15 protein-coding genes and 2 pseudogenes are annotated in these 20,447 nt (G+C 67.0%); 5 read left to right on the forward strand and 12 right to left on the reverse strand.

Annotated features, from left to right (window positions below; all coding sequences use genetic code 11):
- Nucleotides 1-272 precede the first annotated feature (272 nt).
- Nucleotides 273-839 carry an N-acetylmuramoyl-L-alanine amidase gene (locus N4G47_RS05245; protein WP_475285649.1) on the reverse strand — a complete coding sequence of 189 codons (567 nt, stop codon included), beginning with the start codon at nucleotides 837-839 and terminating at the stop codon, nucleotides 273-275.
- A 72-nt stretch (nucleotides 840-911) separates the two neighbouring features.
- Here N4G47_RS05245 and N4G47_RS05250 point away from each other — a divergent pair, with 72 nt between their 5' ends.
- Together N4G47_RS05250 and rlmKL are read left to right on the forward strand one after the other, a co-directional pair.
- Nucleotides 912-1,439 carry a hypothetical protein gene (locus tag N4G47_RS05250; RefSeq protein ID WP_475285650.1) on the forward strand — a complete coding sequence of 176 codons (528 nt, stop codon included), beginning with the start codon at nucleotides 912-914 and terminating at the stop codon, nucleotides 1,437-1,439.
- 145 nt (nucleotides 1,440-1,584) lie between these two features.
- Entirely contained in the window at nucleotides 1,585-3,723 is a 2,139-nt protein-coding gene (rlmKL, locus tag N4G47_RS05255; protein ID WP_475285652.1) for a bifunctional 23S rRNA (guanine(2069)-N(7))-methyltransferase RlmK/23S rRNA (guanine(2445)-N(2))-methyltransferase RlmL, read from the forward strand.
- Nucleotides 3,724-3,843: 120 nt separating this feature from the next.
- On the opposite strand, the gene N4G47_RS05260 is transcribed toward rlmKL, so the two are convergent.
- The 8 genes and pseudogenes from N4G47_RS05260 to aptA form a co-directional block, all read right to left on the reverse strand.
- On the reverse strand, nucleotides 3,844-4,281 hold the full coding sequence (locus tag N4G47_RS05260; RefSeq protein ID WP_475285653.1) for a hypothetical protein: 438 nt from the start codon (nucleotides 4,279-4,281) through the stop codon (nucleotides 3,844-3,846).
- A 65-nt stretch (nucleotides 4,282-4,346) separates the two neighbouring features.
- Nucleotides 4,347-4,676, reverse strand: coding sequence for a DUF3325 domain-containing protein (locus N4G47_RS05265; RefSeq protein WP_249844540.1), 330 nt, complete (start codon nucleotides 4,674-4,676; stop codon nucleotides 4,347-4,349).
- Nucleotides 4,673-6,309: pseudogene (locus N4G47_RS05270) on the reverse strand (PepSY-associated TM helix domain-containing protein). The gene N4G47_RS05265 and the pseudogene N4G47_RS05270 overlap by 4 nt, the downstream one beginning before the upstream one ends.
- Nucleotides 6,306-6,620 carry a DUF3649 domain-containing protein gene (locus tag N4G47_RS05275; RefSeq protein ID WP_475285656.1) on the reverse strand — a complete coding sequence of 105 codons (315 nt, stop codon included), beginning with the start codon at nucleotides 6,618-6,620 and terminating at the stop codon, nucleotides 6,306-6,308. Before N4G47_RS05275 ends, N4G47_RS05270 begins: the two are co-directional and overlap by 4 nt.
- Before the next feature lie 106 nt (nucleotides 6,621-6,726).
- Nucleotides 6,727-8,877 (reverse strand): TonB-dependent siderophore receptor, encoded by a 2,151-nt coding sequence (locus N4G47_RS05280; protein WP_475285658.1) that lies wholly within the window; start codon nucleotides 8,875-8,877, stop codon nucleotides 6,727-6,729.
- Nucleotides 8,878-9,197: 320 nt separating this feature from the next.
- Nucleotides 9,198-10,484 (reverse strand): DUF445 domain-containing protein, encoded by a 1,287-nt coding sequence (locus N4G47_RS05285; protein WP_475285660.1) that lies wholly within the window; start codon nucleotides 10,482-10,484, stop codon nucleotides 9,198-9,200.
- A 152-nt stretch (nucleotides 10,485-10,636) separates the two neighbouring features.
- Nucleotides 10,637-11,515, reverse strand: coding sequence for a plasmid replication/partition related protein (locus N4G47_RS05290; RefSeq protein ID WP_475285662.1), 879 nt, complete (start codon nucleotides 11,513-11,515; stop codon nucleotides 10,637-10,639).
- Nucleotides 11,516-11,578: 63 nt separating this feature from the next.
- Nucleotides 11,579-12,931: an omega-aminotransferase AptA gene (gene aptA, locus N4G47_RS05295; RefSeq protein ID WP_475285664.1), complete on the reverse strand. Its 1,353-nt coding sequence runs from the start codon at nucleotides 12,929-12,931 to the stop codon at nucleotides 11,579-11,581.
- Nucleotides 12,932-13,034: 103 nt separating this feature from the next.
- Here aptA and N4G47_RS05300 point away from each other — a divergent pair, with 103 nt between their 5' ends.
- Entirely contained in the window at nucleotides 13,035-14,531 is a 1,497-nt protein-coding gene (locus tag N4G47_RS05300; RefSeq protein WP_475285666.1) for an aldehyde dehydrogenase, read from the forward strand.
- Between the two features lie 240 nt (nucleotides 14,532-14,771).
- A pseudogene (locus N4G47_RS05305) lies at nucleotides 14,772-16,063 on the forward strand (MFS transporter).
- On the opposite strand, the gene N4G47_RS05310 reads toward N4G47_RS05305, so the two are convergent.
- Nucleotides 16,044-16,505, reverse strand: coding sequence for a bacteriohemerythrin (locus tag N4G47_RS05310; RefSeq protein ID WP_053509854.1), 462 nt, complete (start codon nucleotides 16,503-16,505; stop codon nucleotides 16,044-16,046). The pseudogene N4G47_RS05305 and the gene N4G47_RS05310 sit on opposite strands and share 20 nt — an antisense overlap.
- Nucleotides 16,506-16,590: 85 nt before the next feature.
- Nucleotides 16,591-17,934, reverse strand: a complete 1,344-nt coding sequence (locus N4G47_RS05315) for a diguanylate cyclase (protein ID WP_475289894.1) — start codon at nucleotides 17,932-17,934, stop codon at nucleotides 16,591-16,593.
- Nucleotides 17,935-18,375: 441 nt separating this feature from the next.
- Between N4G47_RS05315 and N4G47_RS05320 the strand changes: the two genes are divergently transcribed.
- Nucleotides 18,376-18,717, forward strand: coding sequence for a hypothetical protein (locus tag N4G47_RS05320; protein WP_475285668.1), 342 nt, complete (start codon nucleotides 18,376-18,378; stop codon nucleotides 18,715-18,717).
- A gap of 109 nt (nucleotides 18,718-18,826) precedes the next feature.
- Here the strand turns inward: N4G47_RS05320 and N4G47_RS05325 are convergent, their stop codons facing one another.
- A complete protein-coding gene (locus N4G47_RS05325; protein ID WP_475285670.1) occupies nucleotides 18,827-20,407 on the reverse strand; it encodes an MASE1 domain-containing protein in 1,581 nt (526 codons plus the stop codon).
- Nucleotides 20,408-20,447 lie beyond the last annotated feature (40 nt).

A 20,447-nucleotide genomic window follows, 5' to 3' on the forward strand; every position in this document is an offset into this window, starting at 1 on the left:
AAAGCCCGTACCGATCGATTTGACGTTCATCCACGCATAGCGTGGATGAACGGTGTCGACCAAGGTCGACACCTGCCAACAGCGGCAGAGATCTGTCGAAGGCGGGGTGGGTCCGGTTGCGGGGGTGTCCGCGGCATGGATGCCGCGGCCAAGCCCCAGGGATGGGTTTACGGCGTCCCCCGCAACCGGACCCACCCCGCCATCCCACGGAAGGCCCCAGCTCTTGACGTTGACGTTGCTTCTGCGGGTGCAGGGCGCAGCCCTGCCGGTCATTACTCCAAACCCTGCAACGGCACCTTCGCCAGCACCCGCGCCCAAGGGAACAGTGGCCCCGGATCACGCTTGCGCGCCACCGTCAACGCCGGATCATCACTGGCCGGCACCTGCTCCAGGTCCAGCTGGTCGTGCCCGGCAATTCGCCGCAGCGACGGGTAGCGCTCCACCAACGCCAGCAGCAGCCGCTCCAGCGCCTGCAGCTGCGCCTCGGTATACGCTTCGTCCATCGCCTGGTGACGGCTGTCGAACCAGTGCGGATAACGCCCGGTATTGACCAGCTCGATGCCCAGCGTATGCGCGTTCATGCCACGCACGTGATGCGCCACGCGCTCGGGTGCCACGTACTGCACCACGCGGCCGTCGCGGTCGATGTAGAAATGCCCGCTGTTGCCGGCGCCACTGTCGTACAGCACGCGCTCGCCGTACTCGCGGGCCATCTCCAGATCGGGCAGCTCGGTGCAGTGGATCACCACCATCTCCAGCGTGGCCGGGTCGCGCAGCGGCAGGCGGTCTTGGTAGGGCAGGGGCTGCAGCTGCAGGCCGGGCAGGAGCGGGTTGGGCATCCGGCGATGCTAGCATTGCGGCATGAACCTGCCTTCCCTTTCCTCGTCGGTGCGCGCGCACGGAGCCTGTGCATGAGCCGCGGCCACTGCATCCTGTCCCACGGCTTCGAGAGTGGCCCGGAAGCGACCAAGGTCACCGCCCTGGCCGAGGTTGCCGAGCGCCTGGGCTGGAGCCACGAGCGCCCTGACTACACCGATCTGGACGCGATGAGCGAGGTCAGCCGGGTGGGCGACGTGCCGACCCGCCTGCGCCGCCTGGTCGAGCGTGCCGCCATCGCCGCCCAACAGGGCCCGGTGGTGCTGGCCGGGTCGAGCCTGGGCGCCTACATCTCCGCCATCGCCTCGCTGCAGGTGCCGGTGGCCGGCCTGTTCCTGATGGTGCCGCCGACCACCATGGGCCCGATGCCAGCGCTGGATGCCGCCGCCGTGCCGACCACGGTGGTGCAGGCCTGGCATGACGAGGTGGTCCCGGCCGCCGGGGTGATCGCCTGGGCGCAGGCGCGCGCCGCGCAGCTGCTGCTGGTCGATGACGGCCACCGCCTGGAACACCACGTGGAGGCCTCCGCGCAGGCCTTCGAGCGCTTGTTGCGGCAACTGTGAAGCCCGGGCGCACGGCGCGCCCGCCCGCTTTGACTACAATGGCAGCCCCGCCGCCCCCGGCGCGGGCCTGCTGGCCGTGCTTGCGGCCCTCCTTTCCGACCGGCCCGGCCCCTGTGCCGCGCCCGACCACCTGCGAACCGATCCCGTGAAATTCTTCGTCTCCTGCGCCAAGGGCCTGGAATACCTGCTTGCCGATGAACTGTCGGCCCTGGGCCTTGGCAAGGCCACTGCCACCATTGCCGGCGTCAACGCCGAGGGCGAACTGGAGCAGGGGCTGCGGATCGTGATGTGGTCGCGACTGGCCAGCCGCGTGCTGTGGCCGATCGACGAGTTCGAGTGCCCGGACGAGCAGGCCCTGTATGACGGCGTGCGCGCGCTGCCGTGGCATGAGCACATCAAGCCGGAGATGACCCTGGCGGTGGACGCGCACGTGTCCGGCGACAAGATCACCCACGCCCGCTTCGCTGCGCAGCGGATCAAGGACGCCATCGTCGACCGCATGCGCGACGAGGGCCTTGAGCGCCCCTCGGTCAACACCGACCTGCCGGACGTGCGCGTGAACCTGTCGCTGCGCAAGGGCCGTGCTTCGCTGTCGATCGATCTCGGCGGTGGCCCGTTGCACCGTCGTGGCTGGCGTGGTGCCGCCCACGAGGCGCCGCTGAAGGAAAACCTGGCCGCCGCGCTGCTGCTGCGCGCGCAGTGGCCGCGCCTGCACGCCGCCGGCGGTGGCCTGCTGGACCCGATGTGCGGCAGCGGCACGCTGCTGATCGAAGGCGCGCTGATGGCCGCTGACGTGGCTCCCGGCCTGATGCGCCATGGCAGCCTGCCGCCGAGCCGCTGGCTGGGCTTCGACAAGGCCGCCTGGAAGGCGATCCAGAGCGAAGCGCGCGATCGCGAGGCCGCGGGGCTGGCCGCGCTGAAGCCGGTTATCCATGGCAGCGACATCGACCCGACCGCGATCCAGGCCGCGCGCGAGAATGCGGAAGTGGCGGGCGTCGCCCACGCGATCCGCTTCACCCGTGCCGACGTGGCCGATCTGGCCGCGCCGGAGCAGGAGATCGGCGCGGTGGTCTGCAACCCGCCATACGACGAACGCCTGGCCGCCGATCCGGCGCTGTACCGCGCACTGGGCAATGCCCTGCAGAAGGCGGTGCCGCAGTGGCGTGCCAGCCTGCTGTGCGGCAATGATGAACTTGCTTTCGCCACCGGCCTGCGCGCCGGCAAGAAGTACCAGATGTTCAACGGTGCACTGGAATGCGCGCTGATCGTCTGCGATCCGATCGCTGTGCCGGGCCGCGATCCGGCGCAACCGCGTGAGCTGAGCGAAGGCGCGCAGATGGTGGCCAACCGCCTGCGCAAGAACCTGAAGAAGTTCAAGAGCTGGCGCGCGCGCGAGGACATCACCTGCTTCCGCGCCTACGACGCCGACCTGCCGGAGTACGCGGCCGCCATCGACGTCTACGAGGAAGACGGTGGCAAGCGCCGTACCTTCCTGCATGTGCAGGAATACGCGGCACCGGCGGCGATTCCGGAGAACGACGTGCGCCGCCGCCGCAACGAACTGCTGGCTGCCGCGCGTGAAGTGTTCGGCGTGCCGCCGGAACAGGTCTCGATGAAGTCGCGCGAGCGCGGCAAGGGCGGCAGCAAGTACGGACGCTTCGAGCAGCGCGATGAGTTCATCGTGGTGCGCGAGAACAACGCGCTGCTGCAGGTGAACCTGTTTGACTATCTGGACACCGGCCTGTTCCTCGACCATCGCCCGCTGCGCCGGATGATGGCCGAGCAGGTGCGTGGCAAGCGCTTCCTCAACCTGTTCTGCTACACCGGCGTGGCCAGCGTACAGGCCGCCGTGGCCGGTGCCGCCAGCACCACCAGCGTCGATCTGTCGGCCACCTACCTGCAGTGGTGCTACGACAATCTGGCCTTGAACGGGCAGGGCGGCAACCAGCACCTGCTGGTACAGGCCGATGCGATGGCCTGGCTGGAAGCGGACCGTGGCCAGTACGACGTGATCTTCTGCGATCCGCCGACCTTCTCCAATTCCGCGCGCGCCGACGACTTCGACGTGCAGCGCGAGCAGCTGAAGCTGCTGCGTGCGGCCGTTGCGCGCCTGGCACCGGGCGGCGTGCTGTACTTCTCCAACAACTTCCGCCGCTTCAAGCTGGAGGAGAACGCCATCGCCGAATTCGCCCAGTGCCGCGAGATCACCGCGCGCACCATCGGCCCGGACTTTGAGCGCAACGCGCGTATCCACCGCGCGTGGGAGCTGAAGCGGTTGGGGTGATTCCAGCCGAAAGGGAATGCCGGCCAGCGGCCGGCACTACCCATGTGCGCGCAGAACGGTAGCGCCGGGCCATGCCCGGCGAGCGTGGGCCCGGTAGATCCATGCCCTGCGTGGACGGCTCTACAGCACCAGCAAGCGCCCCGGCGCGTGGGCCAGCGGCCAATGTCCCCGTTCGTACAGCGCAAGCACGGGTTCCCAGTGCGCCGGCAGGCCGAGGTGCGTTTCCAGCAGGCGTTGCCGGAAGGCGAACATCGCTCCATCGCGCGCCACCAGGTGCAGGTCATGCGCACCGCAGCGCAGTGCCGGCAGATCCAGTGCCGAAAGCGCGCGCATCAACCTCCGGTTGAGTTCGCGTCGGGCGTCGGCCAGCTCGGGCGGGCGGGGCAGGGCGCCGTGAAACGGATCCGAATCGCCCAGTGTTGTGGGCATCCATTCGAAACCACCGGTATCGATGGTCCGCAGTGCTTCGGCCAGCGATCGAACGGCGACGACGCCGGCCGTTGCGGGCAGTGTTTCACCCAACCGGGAAAAGAAGCCGATTCCAGCCGTCCGTTGCATCACGCTATCCATGCAGCCATTGTAGATCCACGCCATGCGTGGATGACGCAGACCCCGTCCTGCGGCTACAGCAACCCCACCACCAGCCCGACCACCGGCAACGCGATCGCCAGCGGGGCGATCCACTTCGGCCGGTACGGGTACAGACCGAACGACAGTGCCACGCCGCCCACGGTCATCGCGCCCAGCCACAGCACCGGGCCCATTGCCCAGCCGTGGTCGGCCACGCACAGCGCGAAGGCCACCGTCAGCAGCGCCCAGCCCAGCACCCGCCATTGCGTGCGCCGTGCCGGTGCCGCCGCGGCCTTGCCATGCAGGTCGTGCTGGTGCTTTTCCATCGCCAGTGACAATGCGGTGAACGCAGAGAACGACAGCGTCAGTGCCAGCAGCATCATGCGCTGGCCTCCGCTTCAGCCGCTTCTGCAGCGTCCACCGATGCCTTCGGCGCAGCCGCAGCGGCCGCACGCTTCTTCTTCTCGGCCGCACTCAGCGGCGGCGTCCAGCGCTGCATGCGCCAGCCGCACATCGCCAGCATCGCGCCGAAGGCAATCATCGACAGATCGACGCCGGCCAGCACCCAGTCACCGTTGCGCAGGGTGACGCCGAGGTGGGCATGCGTGGTCAGCGCGTTGACCACCGGCACCAGCGCGAACGCAGCCGCACCCAGGTACAGCTGCCACGCCCACATCATCCGCTTGGGCCAGATGAAGGCGGCCAGCAGCGCAGCGCCCCACGCGTAGAAGAACACGTTGGCCTCGGCACTGGAGCGCTCGGCGATGTCCAGCGGCAGCAGGCGGTTGCCCCAGAAATAGGCCGCGAAGGCGATCGGCAGGCCGGCCACGGTGCCGATGTTCAGCGCATCGACCAGGCGCAGGCCGAAGCCGGTGCGTCCGCTCTTGGCATGCTTCGGTCGTTCCTTCACCGCCCACAGCACCACGCCACTGGCTACCATCAGGCAGCCGACCAGGCCGGACAGGAAGAACAGTGCGCGCAGGCCCCAGTCGGCGAAGCGGGCCAGGTGCAGGCCGTACAGCACACCACGGGTGGCGGTGGCGCCACCGGACGGCGGCGTTTCTTCCAGCAGCGCACCGCTGACCATGTTGTAGCGCACGGCCGGAGTGTCGGTGGACAGGCGCTTGCCGTCGCGCTGGCGGATGTCGATCACCGCATTGGCCGCGCCCGGGTTGGATACGGTGAAGCCGGCCACTTCCACGCCGTGCCAATGCGCGCGTGCGCTGTCCAGCAGCTGTGCGATCGGCAGCGGGGTGGCGCGCCCTTCGGCCGGCGCGGTCACCTCCGGCATGCCACCGAAGGCCTCGAAGAAGAACTTGTCCTCGTCCTGCGGGTAGGCCACCTTCACCCCCACGGCAGGTACATGATCATCAGGGTAACGATGCCGGTGTAGGTGATCATCGCGTGGTAGGGCAGTGCCATCACCGCGCTGACGTTGTGGAAATCGAGCCAGGAACGCAGGCCCTTGTCCTTGCGGAAGGTGAAGAAGTCCTTGAAGATTTTCTTGTGGGTGATGACGCCGGTGATGATCGCCACCAGCATGAACATCGCGCAGAAGCCGACCAGGTAGCGCGCCCACAGCACCGGGATGTAGTGCAGGTCGAAGTGCAGGCGGTAGAAGAAGTCGCCGCCACGGGTCTCGCGCGCCTTCAATGCCTGGCCGGTGTTCGGGTCCAGGGTGGCGTCGCCGAAGCCACCGCGGCGGCCACGGCTGGGGTCGGCCAGTTCCGGCGGCAGCCGCCAGAACATCTGCATGGCCGGGTTGCGCGGCTGCGGCAGGGTGACGAACCAGTTCTCGGCCTGGCTGGCATTGGCCTGCAGGTAGTCCACCGCGCGCTGCGCAGCCACATCGATGCTGACTTTGTTGGCCGGCAGCTCCGGGCGCATCCAGCGGCTGATTTCCTCGCGGTAGTAGCTGGCGGTGCCGGCCATGAAGATCAGCAGCAGCAACCAGCCGACCAGCAGCCCGGTCCAGGTGTGCAGCCAGGCCATCGACTGGCGGAATCCGTTCTTCATGCCCAGGCTCCCATCAGGCGCGCGATGCCGGCCATCAGCAGAGCGGGGGCGAGGATGCCGACCCAGGCGCGCAGCGCGCTGCGGGTGGCAAACGCCCACAGTGCGGCGCAGGCGGCAACCAGGATCGCCAGCAGCATGCCGGTCAGCACGGTCTGGCCGCGCGCGCCGGGCAACGCCACCGCGCAGAACACGCTGGTCATCGAGGCCAGCGCATAGCCGCCGAAGATCGCGGCCAGCGAACGTGACAGCACGCCCCAGCGCGGGTTGGAGAAGAAGGGGCGGGGGCTGGCGGTTGCGGGCGAGCGGTCCACGGCGATCCTGCAGGTTTCAAGGGAAGAAGGCCGGCGCACCGAAGCGCGCCGGGGTTGGCCATCCGTGGCCGGGTGCCGGTCGCAGAACCGGCGCCATCCATCGGGGTCAGAGCTTCCAGCGCAGCGTCACGGTGACATTGCGTGGTTCGCCCCAGTACACGCCGTTGTAGAAACCGACATTGTTGAAGTACTTCTTGTCCAGCAGGTTGTTGATGTTCAGCTGGGCGCTGAAGTTTTCGTTGAAGCGGTAGCCGCCGGCGAGGTTGAGCAGATGGAACGCGTCCTGGGTGATGTTGGCCTTGCTGCGATCGGCCTTGGTGCTGGTGTTCCAGATGCGGCTCTGCCAGGTCACGCCACCGCCCAGCCAGAAGCGGCCATCGATGCCGCCAGGGCGCCAGCTGGTGTTGAGCCGGAAGGTGTCCTGCGGGGCGGTGGTCCGCTGCAGCACGCCGTCCTTGTTGCGGATGACGGTGTGGGCGAAGCCGGCCGAGATGTTCCACTGCTCGCCGATGCTGCCCTGGGTTTCGATCTCCCAGCCCTTGACCTTGTTGCCCTTGCCGGTGGAGCGGTAGGCCTGGCTGCCATCGGGCAGCGAGTTCACCGGCACCGAATCATCGATCTCGGCGACGTTGTCCTGCTTGCCCTCGAACACGGCGGCCGAGGCATTGAGCAGGCCGCCGAAGAACTCGGCCTTGACGCCGGCTTCGTACATGCTGCCGACCACCGGCTCGAGATAGTTGCCGTTGCGGTCGCGGTAGTTCTGCGGCTTGAAGATGTCGGTATAGCTGACATAGCCGCTGAAAATGGAGTTGAAGTCGTAGATCAGGCCGGCATACGGGGTGAGCATGTCGTCCGGCCTGTAGCCGGTGCGGGTGGTGCGGTTGCGGTTGCCGTTGGCATCGTAGCCATAGGCCCAGCTGCGGGTTTCCCAGCTGCCATAGCGCGCACCGACCACGGCCAGCAACGGATCGGCCAGGCGCAGGCGTGCGGCGACATAGGCTGCACGCTGGCGCAGTTCATTCTGCGATGACAGGCGGCCGAGGCGGGTGACGGGCAGCACCGGCACCTCGCCGGTCCAATGGCGCCAGTCCGGCACCACGGCATAGGCATCGTCGTAGTCGAAGTCCATGCCTTCCGATTCGCCCTTGCGCACCGCCTGGCCGAGCCCGAACACCAGTTCGTGCTCGCGGCCGAACAGCTGGAACGGGCCACCGACATTGACGTCGAACACGTCCATCGTGCTGTGTTCGTTGAAGTGCGAGATGTAGGCGGTGACGCCGGTGCCATTGGCGCGCGGGTTGCCGGCCGCGCCGTACCAGACGCTGCCATCGGTATCGCGCACGGCGTGGCTGAAGTTGCCCTTCACCGACCAGCCGTTGCCCAGCTGCTGCTCCAGGCGCGCGAAGCTGGTCTTTTCCACGATCGGCCAGGCGCTCCACGAGGCCGACAGGTTGGTCGAGCGCGGCAGGTTGGCCGGCGCGCCATCGGCGCCCCAGTACGGCACCACGCCCCAGGTCACGCCGGTGGTGCGCGGCGACTGGTACTCGTAGCCCACCTCGAACAGCGTGCTGTCACTCAGGTCGGCCTGCACGATGCCGTAGAGCACGTCCTTGTCCAGCGCATAGACATCACGGAACGAATCGCTCTGCTGCTTGGCCGCGACCACGCGCGCACGGATGCGTCCGTCCCAGGCAACCGGGCCACCCAGGTCGGCTTCCAGGCGGCGGTTGTTCCAGCGGCCCACGGTGAGGTTGGCGCCCATCTGGAAGGTATCGGTGGGACGCTTGCGGATCATGCTGATGGTGCCGGAGGGATCGCCGGCGCCGGTGGTCAGGCCGGTGGCACCACGGATCACTTCGATGCGCTCGTAGATCACGTTGTCGGTGTTGGTCTTGACCGAGCCACCGAAGGTGTTGAGCATGCCATCGATCTGGAAGTTCTCGATGGTGTAGCCGCGCGAGACATAGTTGATGCGCTCGCTGTCGGTGACCGACACGCTGACCCCGGTCACCTGGCCCATCACGTCCGACAGCGAGAACAGGCCCATGTCGTCCAGGCGCTGGCGGGTGATCACTGTCACCGACTGCGGGGTTTCGCGCAGCGACAGGTCCAGCTTGGTCGCACTGCGCGCGCCCTTGACCGTATAGCTGTTGGGAATCTCGCCGTCGGCGGTCACCTTCACCGTATCGAGCGTGCGCGCGGAAGGATCGGCGGTGCCGTCGGCGTGGGCCAGCGGAGCGATCATCAGTGCGGTCACGGCCAGGGCCAGCAAAGTAGGACGGGGGAGTTGAGCGGCGTTGCCATCGGTGCGGTTCCATGCAGGACGAAACAGGCGATGGAATGCGCAGACGCAGCAGCCGTGCGCTTCGCGCACGTCGCCCAGCGAGTCCCATCGACGGGGCGCCACCCGCGCAGTGCGGGCGACCCGGTAGTCGGGGGATGTACACGGGCGAAGGGGCGGGTGGGTGCGTGCTTCCGTGCCCCGCTTGGCTAAGCGTACAACCGATCAGCAAATGATAGGCATTCGCATTTCGTTAATCAAGCGTGAGGGCGGCACTCGCCGGCGCAGGGGGTACCTCAGAGGCGGAAGAGGACCGTCGCGGCGTGCAGCAGCAGGCCGATCAGACCGCCGACCAGGGTGCCGTTGAAGCGGATGAACTGCAGGTCGCGGCCCACGCTCAGTTCCAGCTGCTCGACCAGGTGCCGCTCGTCCCAGCCCTTCACGGTCTGCGCGATATGCGTGGTCACGCCTTCGCGCAGGCGCCCGGTCAGGCGCTGCGCACCTTCCAGCAGATGCTGGTTCAGCGCCTCACGCAGGGCCGGGTCGGCCTGCAGGCTGGCACCGAGCGAACCCAGGCTGCGCTGCAGGTGGCCGACCAGTGCCGAATTCTCGCGCTGCAGGTCCGCGCGCAGGCTGGCGTGGATGCGCGCCCACAGGCCCTGCACGTACTCCTGCAGCGCCGGGTGGTCGATCATTTCCTGCTTGAGCTGCTCGATGCGCTCGGCCAGCGCCGGGTCTTCGCGCAGGCGCTGCACGTAGTTCTGCAGCCAGGTCTCGTAGTCCTGGCGCAGCGGGTGCTGCGGCTCGGCCAGCACCTGCTGCAGCTCTTCGAGCACCGCACGCGCCAGGCGTTCGGCCAGGCTGTCGCCGATCTCGTCGATCGGCTTGACCCAGTTCACCGTGCTCGACAGCGTCGGCCATTCGCGCTGGATGTAGCGCACGATCAGCTGCGAGGCGCGCTCCTTCACTTCCGGCTGCTCCAGCCAGCGCCCCAGTCGTTGCAGGCCCTCGTCCAGCACGCGCTGGTGGCGCCCATCGGCGGTCAGCAGGGCCAGCAGTTCACCGGCGGTGGCGGCGGCATTCCACTGCCGCAGCTGCTGCACCACGAAGGCATGCAGCTGCCGGCGCACTGCGGCTTCGTCGAAGAAGTCCAGTGCCTGGAGGGCCCAGCCGCGGGCCATGTCGGCCAGCATCCGCGAGCGTGCCGGGTCGGCCAGCCAGCTGCCGAGGCGGCTGGCCGGATCGAACACCTGCAGCTTGGCCAGCAGCACGCCCGGTTCCAGGAACTGGTCGCGCACGAACAGGGCCAGGCTGTCGCCGATGCGTTCCTTGCTGCGCGGGATGATCGCGGTGTGCGGAATCGGCAGGCCCATCGGCCGCCGGAACAGGGCAACGACAGCGAACCAGTCGGCCAACGCACCGACCGCCGCAGCCTCGCAGAAGGCCGAGACCCAGGCCCAGATGCCGCGCTCGCCCTGCCAGTGGCTGACCGCGAAACCGGCCAGCATCAACAGCAGCAGGCCCAGCGCGAGGGCTTTCAGGCGCCGCAGCTGGGCGCGGCGCGGATCAATGGCAGGCGTCATGCTACGAGTCTAACCGCCACGGGATGAGCACCCGGTAGTGCCGGCCGCTGGCCGGCATTCCATGGCCGGTGAAGCCGTATCAGCGTTGCCGGCCAGCGGCCGGCACTACCGATCAGGCGTCCAGTAGCGCCGGGCCATGCCCGGTGGCACGGTTACAGCGCTTCCAGCTGCCTGCGCAGCGCGGCCAGCTGCGCGCGCAGGGTATCGTTCTCGCGGGTCAGGGCGACCACGCGGCGGCGCAGCGCCGGTGCGTCCTCACCCAGCTGCTCCAGTGCCGACAGCACTTCGGCATCGCGGCTGGCGATCTCGTCCTCGTCCGCTTCCTCGAAGTCCATCTCGGCCGGTTCAGGCTTCGGTGCGCGCGGCTTGCGCTTGGACTCGCGCACGCGCTTGGCGGCCTGCTTCAGCTCGTCCTTGCCGCCGGCAGCGGCGGCGCGTTGCTCGTCTTCCGGCAGATCGGCCACGGCGGCAGCAGCGCTGATCGAGATCACGCCGGCCTTGACCGCTTCCACCACTTCGGCCGCGGCCTGGGCATGAATGCGTTCGATCATGCCGACCTGGCTGGTGCTCAGCTTGGCTTCGCGGGCCAGTTCGGCGCGGCTGATCTTCGGTGCCGGTTCCCACGGCGGGCTGTCTTCGCCGCCCTCGTCGGCGACGTCGGCGGTGCCATCGCTTTCGCGCTGCAGCTGGGCCTGCTCGACCTGCTTGCGCGCCGCCAGGATGTCGCGCTTGCGCAACGCCAGCACGCCGCGCTGGAAGTCGGACACGCTGCGGCGGCCCAGGTGCTGCTCGATCATCCACAGATGCACGTCTTCCATGCTCTGGAAACGGGTGTTCTGCACCGTATTGAACGGCAGGCCATGCTTCTGGCAGATGCCGAACCGGTTGTGGCCATCGACCAGCACCTCGCCCCACAGCACCAGCGCATCGCGGCAGCCTTCGGCCAGGATGCTGCGCTCCAGCGCGTCATGTTCGTCCGCGGTCAGCGGGTCGATGTAGGCCTTGAGTTCTTCTTTGACGACGATATCCATGGGCACGGCAGCGAGCAGGAGCGGAACCGCCCATTGTACCTGCTCGCCAGCGCCGGCCCGGGCTCAGGCGGTGGCCCGGATCATCTCGCCCAGGGTGCAGGTGATCTGGTCGATCTGCGCCTTGTCCACGATCAGCGGCGGCGACAATGCGATGATGTCGCCGGTACAGCGCACCAGCAGCCGGCCGTCGTGGAAGCAGCGCCGGAACACCTCGTAGCCGCGGCTGCCGGGCATGTCCCGGCGTGGCGCCAGCTCGATCGCCCCGACCAACCCGAAGTTGCGGATGTCGATCACGTTGGGCAGGCCCTGCAACGCATGCAGCGATTCCTGCCAGTATTCGCCCAGTTCGATGGCACGTTCGAACAGGCGCTCCTCGGCGTAGACCTCCAGTGTGGCCAGGGCCGCCGCGCAGGCCAGCGGGTGGCCGGAATAGGTGTAGCCGTGGAACAGTTCGATGGCCTGTGGCGGTGCCTGCATCAAGGTGGCATGCACGGCGTCGCTGACCAGCACGCCCCCCAGTGGCACCGCGCCGTTGCTGACCGCCTTGGCGAAGGTCAGCAGGTCCGGCGTGACCCCGAAGCGCTGCGCGGCGAAGGGCATGCCGACCCGGCCGAAGCCGGTGATGACCTCGTCGAACACCAGCAGGATGCCGTGGTGGTCGCACAGCTCGCGCAGGCGCTGCAGGTAACCCGGCGCGGGCAGGATCACCCCGGCCGACCCTGCGATCGGCTCGACGAACACGGCCGCAATCGTCGAGGCATCGTGCAGGGCGATCAGCCGTTCCAGGTCATCGGCCAGTTCAGCGCCCTGGCGCGGCAGACCTTTGCTGAACGCATTTCGCTGCAGGTCCAGGGTGTGCCGCAGGTAATCAACGCCGCCCAGCTGCAGGCCGAAGGCCCTGCGGTTGTTGGGCAGCCCGCCCAGCGCCATGCCACCGAAACCCACGCCGTGGTAGGCCTTCTCGCGGCTGATGAAACGTGTGCGCTGGCCCTCGCCGCGCTGGCGGTGGTAGGCCAGCACCGTCTTCATCGCGGTATCCACCGCTTCGGAGCCGGAGCTGGTGAAGAACACATGGTTCAGCGGCGTCGGCGCCAGTGCGGCCAACCGCTGCGCCAGCGCGAACGCCGGTGGCGAGCCCATCTGGAACGCAGGCGAGTAGTCCAGCGTGCGCGCCTGCTCGATGATGGCGTTGACGATCCGTGGGCGCGCATGGCCGGCATTGCAGCACCACAGGCCGGCCGTGCCATCGAGGATCCGGCGGCCGTCGACATCCTCGTAGTGCATGCCCTCGGCCCGCACCAGCAGGCGCGGCGCGGCCTTGTACTGGCGGTTGGCGGTGAACGGCATCCAGTACGCCTCCAGTGACTCGGGGCGCTGGGTGGCGAGGTCGTGCAGGTCGCTTTCAGGGCGCTTCATGCCGGCTCCATCAGGTCCGATAGGGTGAATGTAGCGCAGCTGCGTCACGGCGGAGTCGCGGCCACGCCGGTATAACCGGGAACACTGTTCCGAGGAGCCCGACATGGCCGACTTCCCCGACCGCAGCCACTGGCAGGCGCTGTCCCAGCGCCTTTCGATGCCGGGCCAGGCCTTCATCGATGGCCGCTACGCCGACGCCGCCTGCGGCGCACGCTTCGACTGCATCAGCCCGATCGACGGGCGGATACTGGCGGCGGTCGCCGACTGCGACGCGCAGGATGTGGAGCGCGCGGTGCTGGCCGCGCGGCACGCCTTCGAGGCCGGCCACTGGTCGCAGGCCAGCCCGGCCCATCGCAAGCGCGTGCTGCTGGCGCTGGCGGCGTTGGTGGAAAAGCATGCGGACGAGCTGGCCCTGCTGGAAACCCTGGACATGGGCAAGCCGGTACGCGACGCCCGTCGCATCGACCTGCCCGGCGTGGTGCGCTGCCTGGCCTGGACCGCCGAGGCGGTGGACAAGCTGTATGGCGAGATCGCACCCACCGGTCCGCATGAACTGGGCCTGGTCACGCGCGAGGCGGCCGGCGTGGTGGCCGCGATCGTGCCGTGGAATTTCCCACTGCTGATGGCCTGCTGGAAGATCGCGCCGGCGCTGGCGGTGGGCAATTCGGTGGTGCTCAAGCCCTCCGAGCGTTCGCCCTTGAGTGCGCTGCGGCTGGCGGCGCTGGCCGCCGAGGCCGGCCTGCCGGACGGCGTGCTGAACGTGCTGCCCGGCCACGGCGCGCGCGTCGGCGAGCCCCTGGCCCTGCACAGGGATGTGGACGTGCTGGCCTTCACCGGCTCTACGGCCACTGGCGCGAAGCTGCTGGAGTACGCGGGCCGGTCCAATCTGAAGCGGGTCTGGCTGGAGTGCGGTGGCAAGAGCCCGCACCTGGTGTTTGCCGACGCGCCGGATCTGGACGCGGCGGCCAAGGGCGTGGCGCAGGGCATCTTCTTCAACCAGGGTGAAGTCTGTACCGCCGGTTCGCGGCTGCTGGTGCAGCGCTCGATCCGTGAGGACTTCGTGCGCCAGGTGGTTGCCTACGGCCAGCACATGCAGCCTCGTCATCCGCTGGACGCCGATGCGCCGATGGGAGCGCTGGTCGACGCCGCGCACGCGGACAAGGTGCTGGCCGACATTGCCCGCGCCGAGGGCGAGGGCGCCCGTCTGCTGCTGGGCGGCCACCGGGCCGAGGTGGAGGCTGGCGGGTGCTACGTGCAACCTACGGTGTTCGACCAGGTGCGGCCGGAGCAGGCGCTGGCGCGGGAGGAGGTGTTCGGCCCGGTGCTGGCGGTGCTCGGCTTCGATGACGAGGCCGAGGCGGTACGCCTGGCCAACGACAGCCGTTATGGGCTGGCGGCAGGGCTGTGGACGCGCGATCTCGGCCGCGCGCACCGTGTGGCCCGCCAGCTGCGCGCCGGTAGTGTGTGGGTGAACGGCTGGGACGGTGGCGACATGACCGCGCCATTCGGCGGTTACAAGCAGTCCGGCAACGGTCGCGACAAATCGCTGCACGCGTTCGACAAGTACAGCGAGATCAAGGCCACCTGGATCCAGCTCTGACCGCGCCCGGTTCTGCGCTGTTCCGTAGCGTCGAGCTTGCTCGACGGCCCTTCGCTGTTCTGTAGAGTCGAGCCATGCTCGACTGCCGTTCGCGAACAGCCGTCGAGCAAGCTCGACGCTACGGAAGGGCGCCCGCCACCTTCGTCGGCATCGGTGTCGGCTGAAACCATTGGCCCGTGCGGCCACCGGCCCGTGGCAGAATCGAACGATCCACCGTTGCCCGTACTGCCGATGTCGACGATCACCGCTGCCGCGCCACCCGTGAATTCCCCCGTCGTGTCCTGCTGGCCAGCCTGATCGGCACCACCATCGAATTCTTCGATTTCTACATCTACGCCACGGCGGCGGTGCTGGTGTTCCCGCACCTGTTCTTCCCGGACAGCAGCGAACAGGCGGCGCTGCTGCAGTCACTGGCAACCTTCGCGGTGGCCTTCATCGCCCGCCCGGTCGGCTCGGCGGTGTTCGGGCACTTCGGCGACCGCATCGGCCGCAAGGCCACCCTGGTCGCCGCGCTGCTGACCATGGGCCTGTCCACGGTGCTGATCGGCCTGCTGCCGACCCACGCGCAGATCGGCCTGTGGGCGCCGGCGCTGCTGGCGCTGTGCCGTTTCGGGCAGGGCTTGGGGCTGGGCGGCGAGTGGGGCGGGGCGGTGCTGCTGGCCACCGAGAACGCACCGCCGGGCAAGCGCGCCTGGTATGGCATGTTTCCGCAGCTGGGCGCGCCCATCGGCTTCCTGCTGTCGGCCGGCATCTTCCTGCTGCTGGGTCGCTACCTGAGCCAGGACGACTTCCTGCAGTGGGGCTGGCGCATTCCGTTCGTGGCCAGCGCGCTGCTGGTCGGCCTTGGCCTGTGGGTGCGCCTGAACATCCACGAGACCCCCGACTTCAAGCAGGCGCTGGAACGCAAGGCGCCGGTGCGGCTGCCGATGTGGACGGTACTGCGCGATCATCCGGTGCCGATGCTGCTGGGCACGCTGGGCGCGTTCGCCACCTTCGTGCTGTTCTACCTGATGACGGTGTTCAGCCTGGGCCATGGCACGGCGGTGCTGGGCTACAGCCGCGAGCAGTTCCTGCTGATGCAGATGGCCGGCATGCTGTTCTTCGCGCTGGGCATCCCGCTGTCGGCGCGCTATGGCGACCGCTGGGGCACGCGCCGCACGATGATCGTCGCCAGCGTGCTGATCATCGGCTTCGGGGTGCTGTTCGCGCCGCTGTTCCAGCCGCACAGCCCATGGCTGGTCACCGCCTTCCTGTGCCTGGGGTTGTTCCTGATGGGCCTGACCTACGGCCCCTGCGGCACCTTCCTGGCCGAGATCTATCCGGTGGAAGTGCGCTATACCGGTGCCTCGCTGTCCTTCAATCTGGCCGGCATCCTCGGTGCGGCGCCTGCACCGTACCTGGCCACCTGGCTGGCCGAGCGCTTCGGCCTGGTCGCAGTGGGTTACTACCTGTGCCTGACCGCGGTGGCGACCCTGTGCGCGCTGGTGGCCCTGCACCGTCGCGCGCTGCGGCTCAACCAAAGAAGCGCTTGAGCGTGCGCCCCAGCCAACCGCCGCCCTGGTGTTCGCGGGCGAACTGATTCAGGTGCGCCTTGACCTGCTCGGCGTAGGCCTGGTCGTCGCCGCGGATGTGGTTGAACAGCCAGCGCGAGAGCATGGTGCGCAGCTCGTCGCTGATGTCCTCGCCGGCCTGGAAGCGCAGCCGGTACTCGGCCACGCGCTTGATGAAGACCTCATGCACGCGCTTGTGCGCGGCACAGAACGGGTAGCCCGCTTCCTCCATCAGTTCTTCCTCGAACGCGAAGTGCGACATGGTGTAGTCCACCACCTCGTCGATCACCTCGCCCACCGCCGCACGCTGCAGACTGGCCTGGGCCACGTGCAGATGGTTGAGCATCTCGATGATGCGGCGGTGTTGTTGATCGATCACATCGATGCCGATGTTCAGATCGTCCTGCCAGACCAGTAGTGCCATCCCCGGCGCCCCTTCATGCGTATGTCGGGGCCGACTGTAGAGCCGCCAACCGCAGGCGGCGTTGATCTGGATCAAAGCGCGGCAATCAGGACAGCGCAGGTTCGCGCGGGCGCAACGGGCTGGCCACCGTGGTGCAGCTGACCCGGTTGCGGCCGCCGGCCTTGGCCAGGTACAGCTGGCGGTCGGCTTCGGAGATCAGCCGGTGCAGGGCATCGCGCTGCGGACGCAGGCAGCACAGGCCGATGCTGACGGTCATGCGCAGGGTGGCGGTGCCGATGTCCACCTCCAGCGCGGCGATGCGCTGGCGCAGTTCCTCGAAGTACAGCAATGCCTCGTCCTGCTCCATGTCCGGCACCAGCAGGCAGAATTCCTCGCCGCCGAAGCGCGCGATCAGGTCCTGGCTGCGCGCATGGGCGGCCACCGCGCCGGCCACGGCGCGCAACGCATCGTCGCCGGCCTCGTGGCCGTAGGTATCGTTGATGTGCTTGAAGTGATCGATGTCGATCATCGCCACCGCCACGCACTGGCCGTGCAGCTGCAGCTGTGGCAGCTGGCGCTGGCTCTGCTCCAGGAAGCAGCGGCGGTTGGGCAGGCCGGTGAGGAAATCACGGGTGGCCAGATCCTGCAGGGTGCCGATCAGCTCCAGCTGATCCACGTTCTGCGAGACGCGGCAGAAGAACTCCTCCCGTGAGAACGGCTTGCGCAGGAAGTCGTTGGCGCCGTTCTTCAGGAAGCGCGGGATCAGCGAAGCGTCGGTGTTGCCGGAAATGCCGATCACCGCGACCTTGTCGCGCGAGCGCAGGGTACGCAGGCGGCGGGTGAACTCCACGCCCTGCATGCCCGGCATTTCCTGATCGACCACCGCCAGGCGGATCGCGGGGTGGGCTTCGATCGCTGCCAGGCCCTCGTTGCCATCGGCGGCTTCATGTACTTCATGGCCGTACATGCGCAGCAGGGCGGCGGCATAGCCGCGCGCGGACGGCGAATCATCCACCACCAGCGCGGCGATGCGCCGGTTGCGCTCCAGGCGCTGCACCAGCCATACCAGGTAGTCGATGCTGCCGGGGGTGTTCTTCAGTACGTAATCGATGATCTGCTGCTGCAGCACGCGCTTGCGCAGATCCTCGTCATACACGCTGCTGACCACCACGGTCGGCAGGCCACGCTTGAGGAAGAACTCCACCACCGTGTCGCGGTCGCCGTCAGCCAGCACCAGTCCGGTCAGCACCAGGAACCAGCCGCCGCCTTCGCTCAGCAGACGGTCGGCCTCGGCCAGGGTGGGGGCAACCACGACCGGCAGCTCCAGGCGCTGCTCGATCGCCTCGCGCAGCATGCCGGTGAACGCGCGGGAGTTTTCGACCAGCAGGATCCGCTGTGGCAGTGGATCGGCGAGGTCGCCATCGACGGCGGCCTGCGGCAGCACGGGCATGATGCGGTGGCTCACGAGGGAGGGGCTCGGCACGGATAGCGGCGGTTTCGGGTGAAACTTTAGCGGAGGGGCTCAGTTGTGGACATATCTGCCCTATGCGGTTGGGGAGCGTGCACCGGGCATCTTTGGGAGAATAAGGGCAGATTCGAAGGCATGCCCTTCATGGCGCTCATGGCACGCCGTGGTTATGCTGGGTCGCGCCATCTCCCTACTGGTGTCTTGGACACGACTACGTCGAACGAAGGAGCCCTTCAAGCGAGGTCGAGAGCCATCCAGTCAAGGGGTGGCGAAACGGAGTTGCCTGGAGTCGTTTTCCAATCATCCATGGGGGTAAGCGTGAGATTTTCTGAATTGCGAGTGTTGCTTCCTGCCGCAGTCCTGCTTTCTGTGTCCGCTTTCAGCGCATCGGCGTGTTGTCCAAGTGGCGACAACGGAATCCATATGGCTCAGAGCGGTCTGGGAGAGTCCCTTCCTTTGGCCACGAACCTGAGTTCGAACCCCAATTGGCTTGTTTATGGGTTCGAGCGTGATGGGATCAGTTACTACCAAGTGAATGATCTCTTGGGTCAGGTCGTGCTGATCGTGGGAAATGTCGACACCACGTTCTGGACGCTCCCAGCTGGTAAGAGTGCTGCAAAGGTGTCTTTGCCTTCGCATCGACTTGGCTTGCCCGAGAAGGTTGTCCGACGCGTGGTGTTCCAGAGTGCTCAGTTCTCGCTGGTTGTCTATGGAGAAGGTGCGAGCGCTGTATGGGCGGTCGAATCTGTGGATACGGCAGGCTGAGGGCACTCTCGTTGGTGCCGGGATCTGGCATTTCGATTAAGCAGGAGCCGGGGGCGGCTCCTGCGATGATCCTATCGCCTAGGCCTTGCGTTCCAGTGGCTGGTGACAGTCAGGCTATGTCCGCTCGGCTTGTCCAGGCGGCATGCACGCTGCTTTGCGCGTTACTGGTCGCTGTCTCCAGAAGCAGCACGCGTACGCAGTTCCCTTCGCAGTGCACTTTCCCTCCATAGGCTTGTGCACGGGAGCTCAGGCGTTCGATAGCCAGCCTCGTTGTGTCGACGAGAAGATCGCGATCACGGTCCAGCAGGGCAATTCTGAGCAGAATTCCCTGTTGTCCTTTCAGTTTCCCACAGCGGGCACGTATCTGGATCTGTCCTTGTTCCTGTTTGAGCAGCAATGAGACGGCCTCGGTGAGAGTGCGGTAGGCCGCCAGTTGCAGGGCGATACTCAGTTTGCAGGGATCCCCGGTCAGGAAGGGAGATGTGACCCTGTGTGTCTGATCCCAGCTTTCGCGAATGCCGCTGACCTGCAGGGCAAGGTAAAGACCAACGTGCTCGACCTCGGTCGGATAGACCATGCTGGTCAATTCGCGGAACTGGCGGGAATGTGCGGTGGATGTGAGAAGCAGGTCCAGCGCCGGCGAGTGATGGCCATGTGTCTTCAGCAGGTCGGCTGTCCTGTTCAAGGAAACTTCAATGCCATCCGCGATTCTCCTCAGATCCAGGGCGCGCTCCCGCAGATCCATTTCGCTCGCCATATGAGCGGACCTTGATAGTCGAGCAGCCTGGTGCCCATCTACGTCTCTACGCGCCCGCTGATGATAGTGCCGGCTGATGCGCGAACCGAGTGCCAACAGCCCAGTCCCCGCAATGGCAATCAGCTGCTGTGTTGTGAAAGTTCGCTCATCGTATGAGCCAAGGAGACCGGATGTAGGAGTAACCACTGCAATGAGAATGTTCAGTAGGGGAACGCCAAGCGCTGCTCCCTGCCAGCCATGAATGCATGTCAACACGATCACGGGCAGTGCCATGGTCAACTGCAGACTTGTTTTGCTCGCATCCGACAAGCTGGGGATCATTGCGGTAATCAGACCAAGCCCCAGCATCACTGCGAGAGCGGTGACTGTCGGAGGAGAGCGCCAGAGCCTCCATTCGTCCATTGCATGGCGTCTGCTCCAGAGAACTGCCAGCGGCGCAACCGTCAGGATGGCGATGTAGTCACCGAGGACAAAGCGTACCGCCCTCGTCGCGACCGGTACGCTTGAAGGGTTCTCTGAAAGCAGGTGAGACAGTCCAAGCTTCAAGGCAGTGGCAATCACGGCGGCTGACACTGCGATCGAAAGCAGCCATCCATCTGCCCTTGCAGTCATGAATTTTCGATGCGCATACACAACCAGAGCAACCGCTGGCAGCAGGAATGCCGAACCCAGGATTACCCAGGCCAGCCCATATTGATCTATCAACGGGTAGCGCAGTTGTGCGAAGTACGCGTACTCGCCAATGAGCAGGTAGGGCCAGAGGCGAGGTGGACACACAAGCAAAGCTGCTACACGAATGCCCGCAGGCAGGTAAAACTGGTCCAGCGAGACCCGCCAGGCGGCCCAACACATGATCGCGTACATCGCGGCGATCGCCAGCCCCAAGGGCCGTACGCGAAACGTCAGCTCAATTCCCCTCTTCCACCAATTCAACCCAAGCCTCCATTGCTCGTGACATGGCGGCGGCCCCATT

The sequence above is a fragment of the Stenotrophomonas sp. GSD10 genome, from assembly GCF_056172695.1.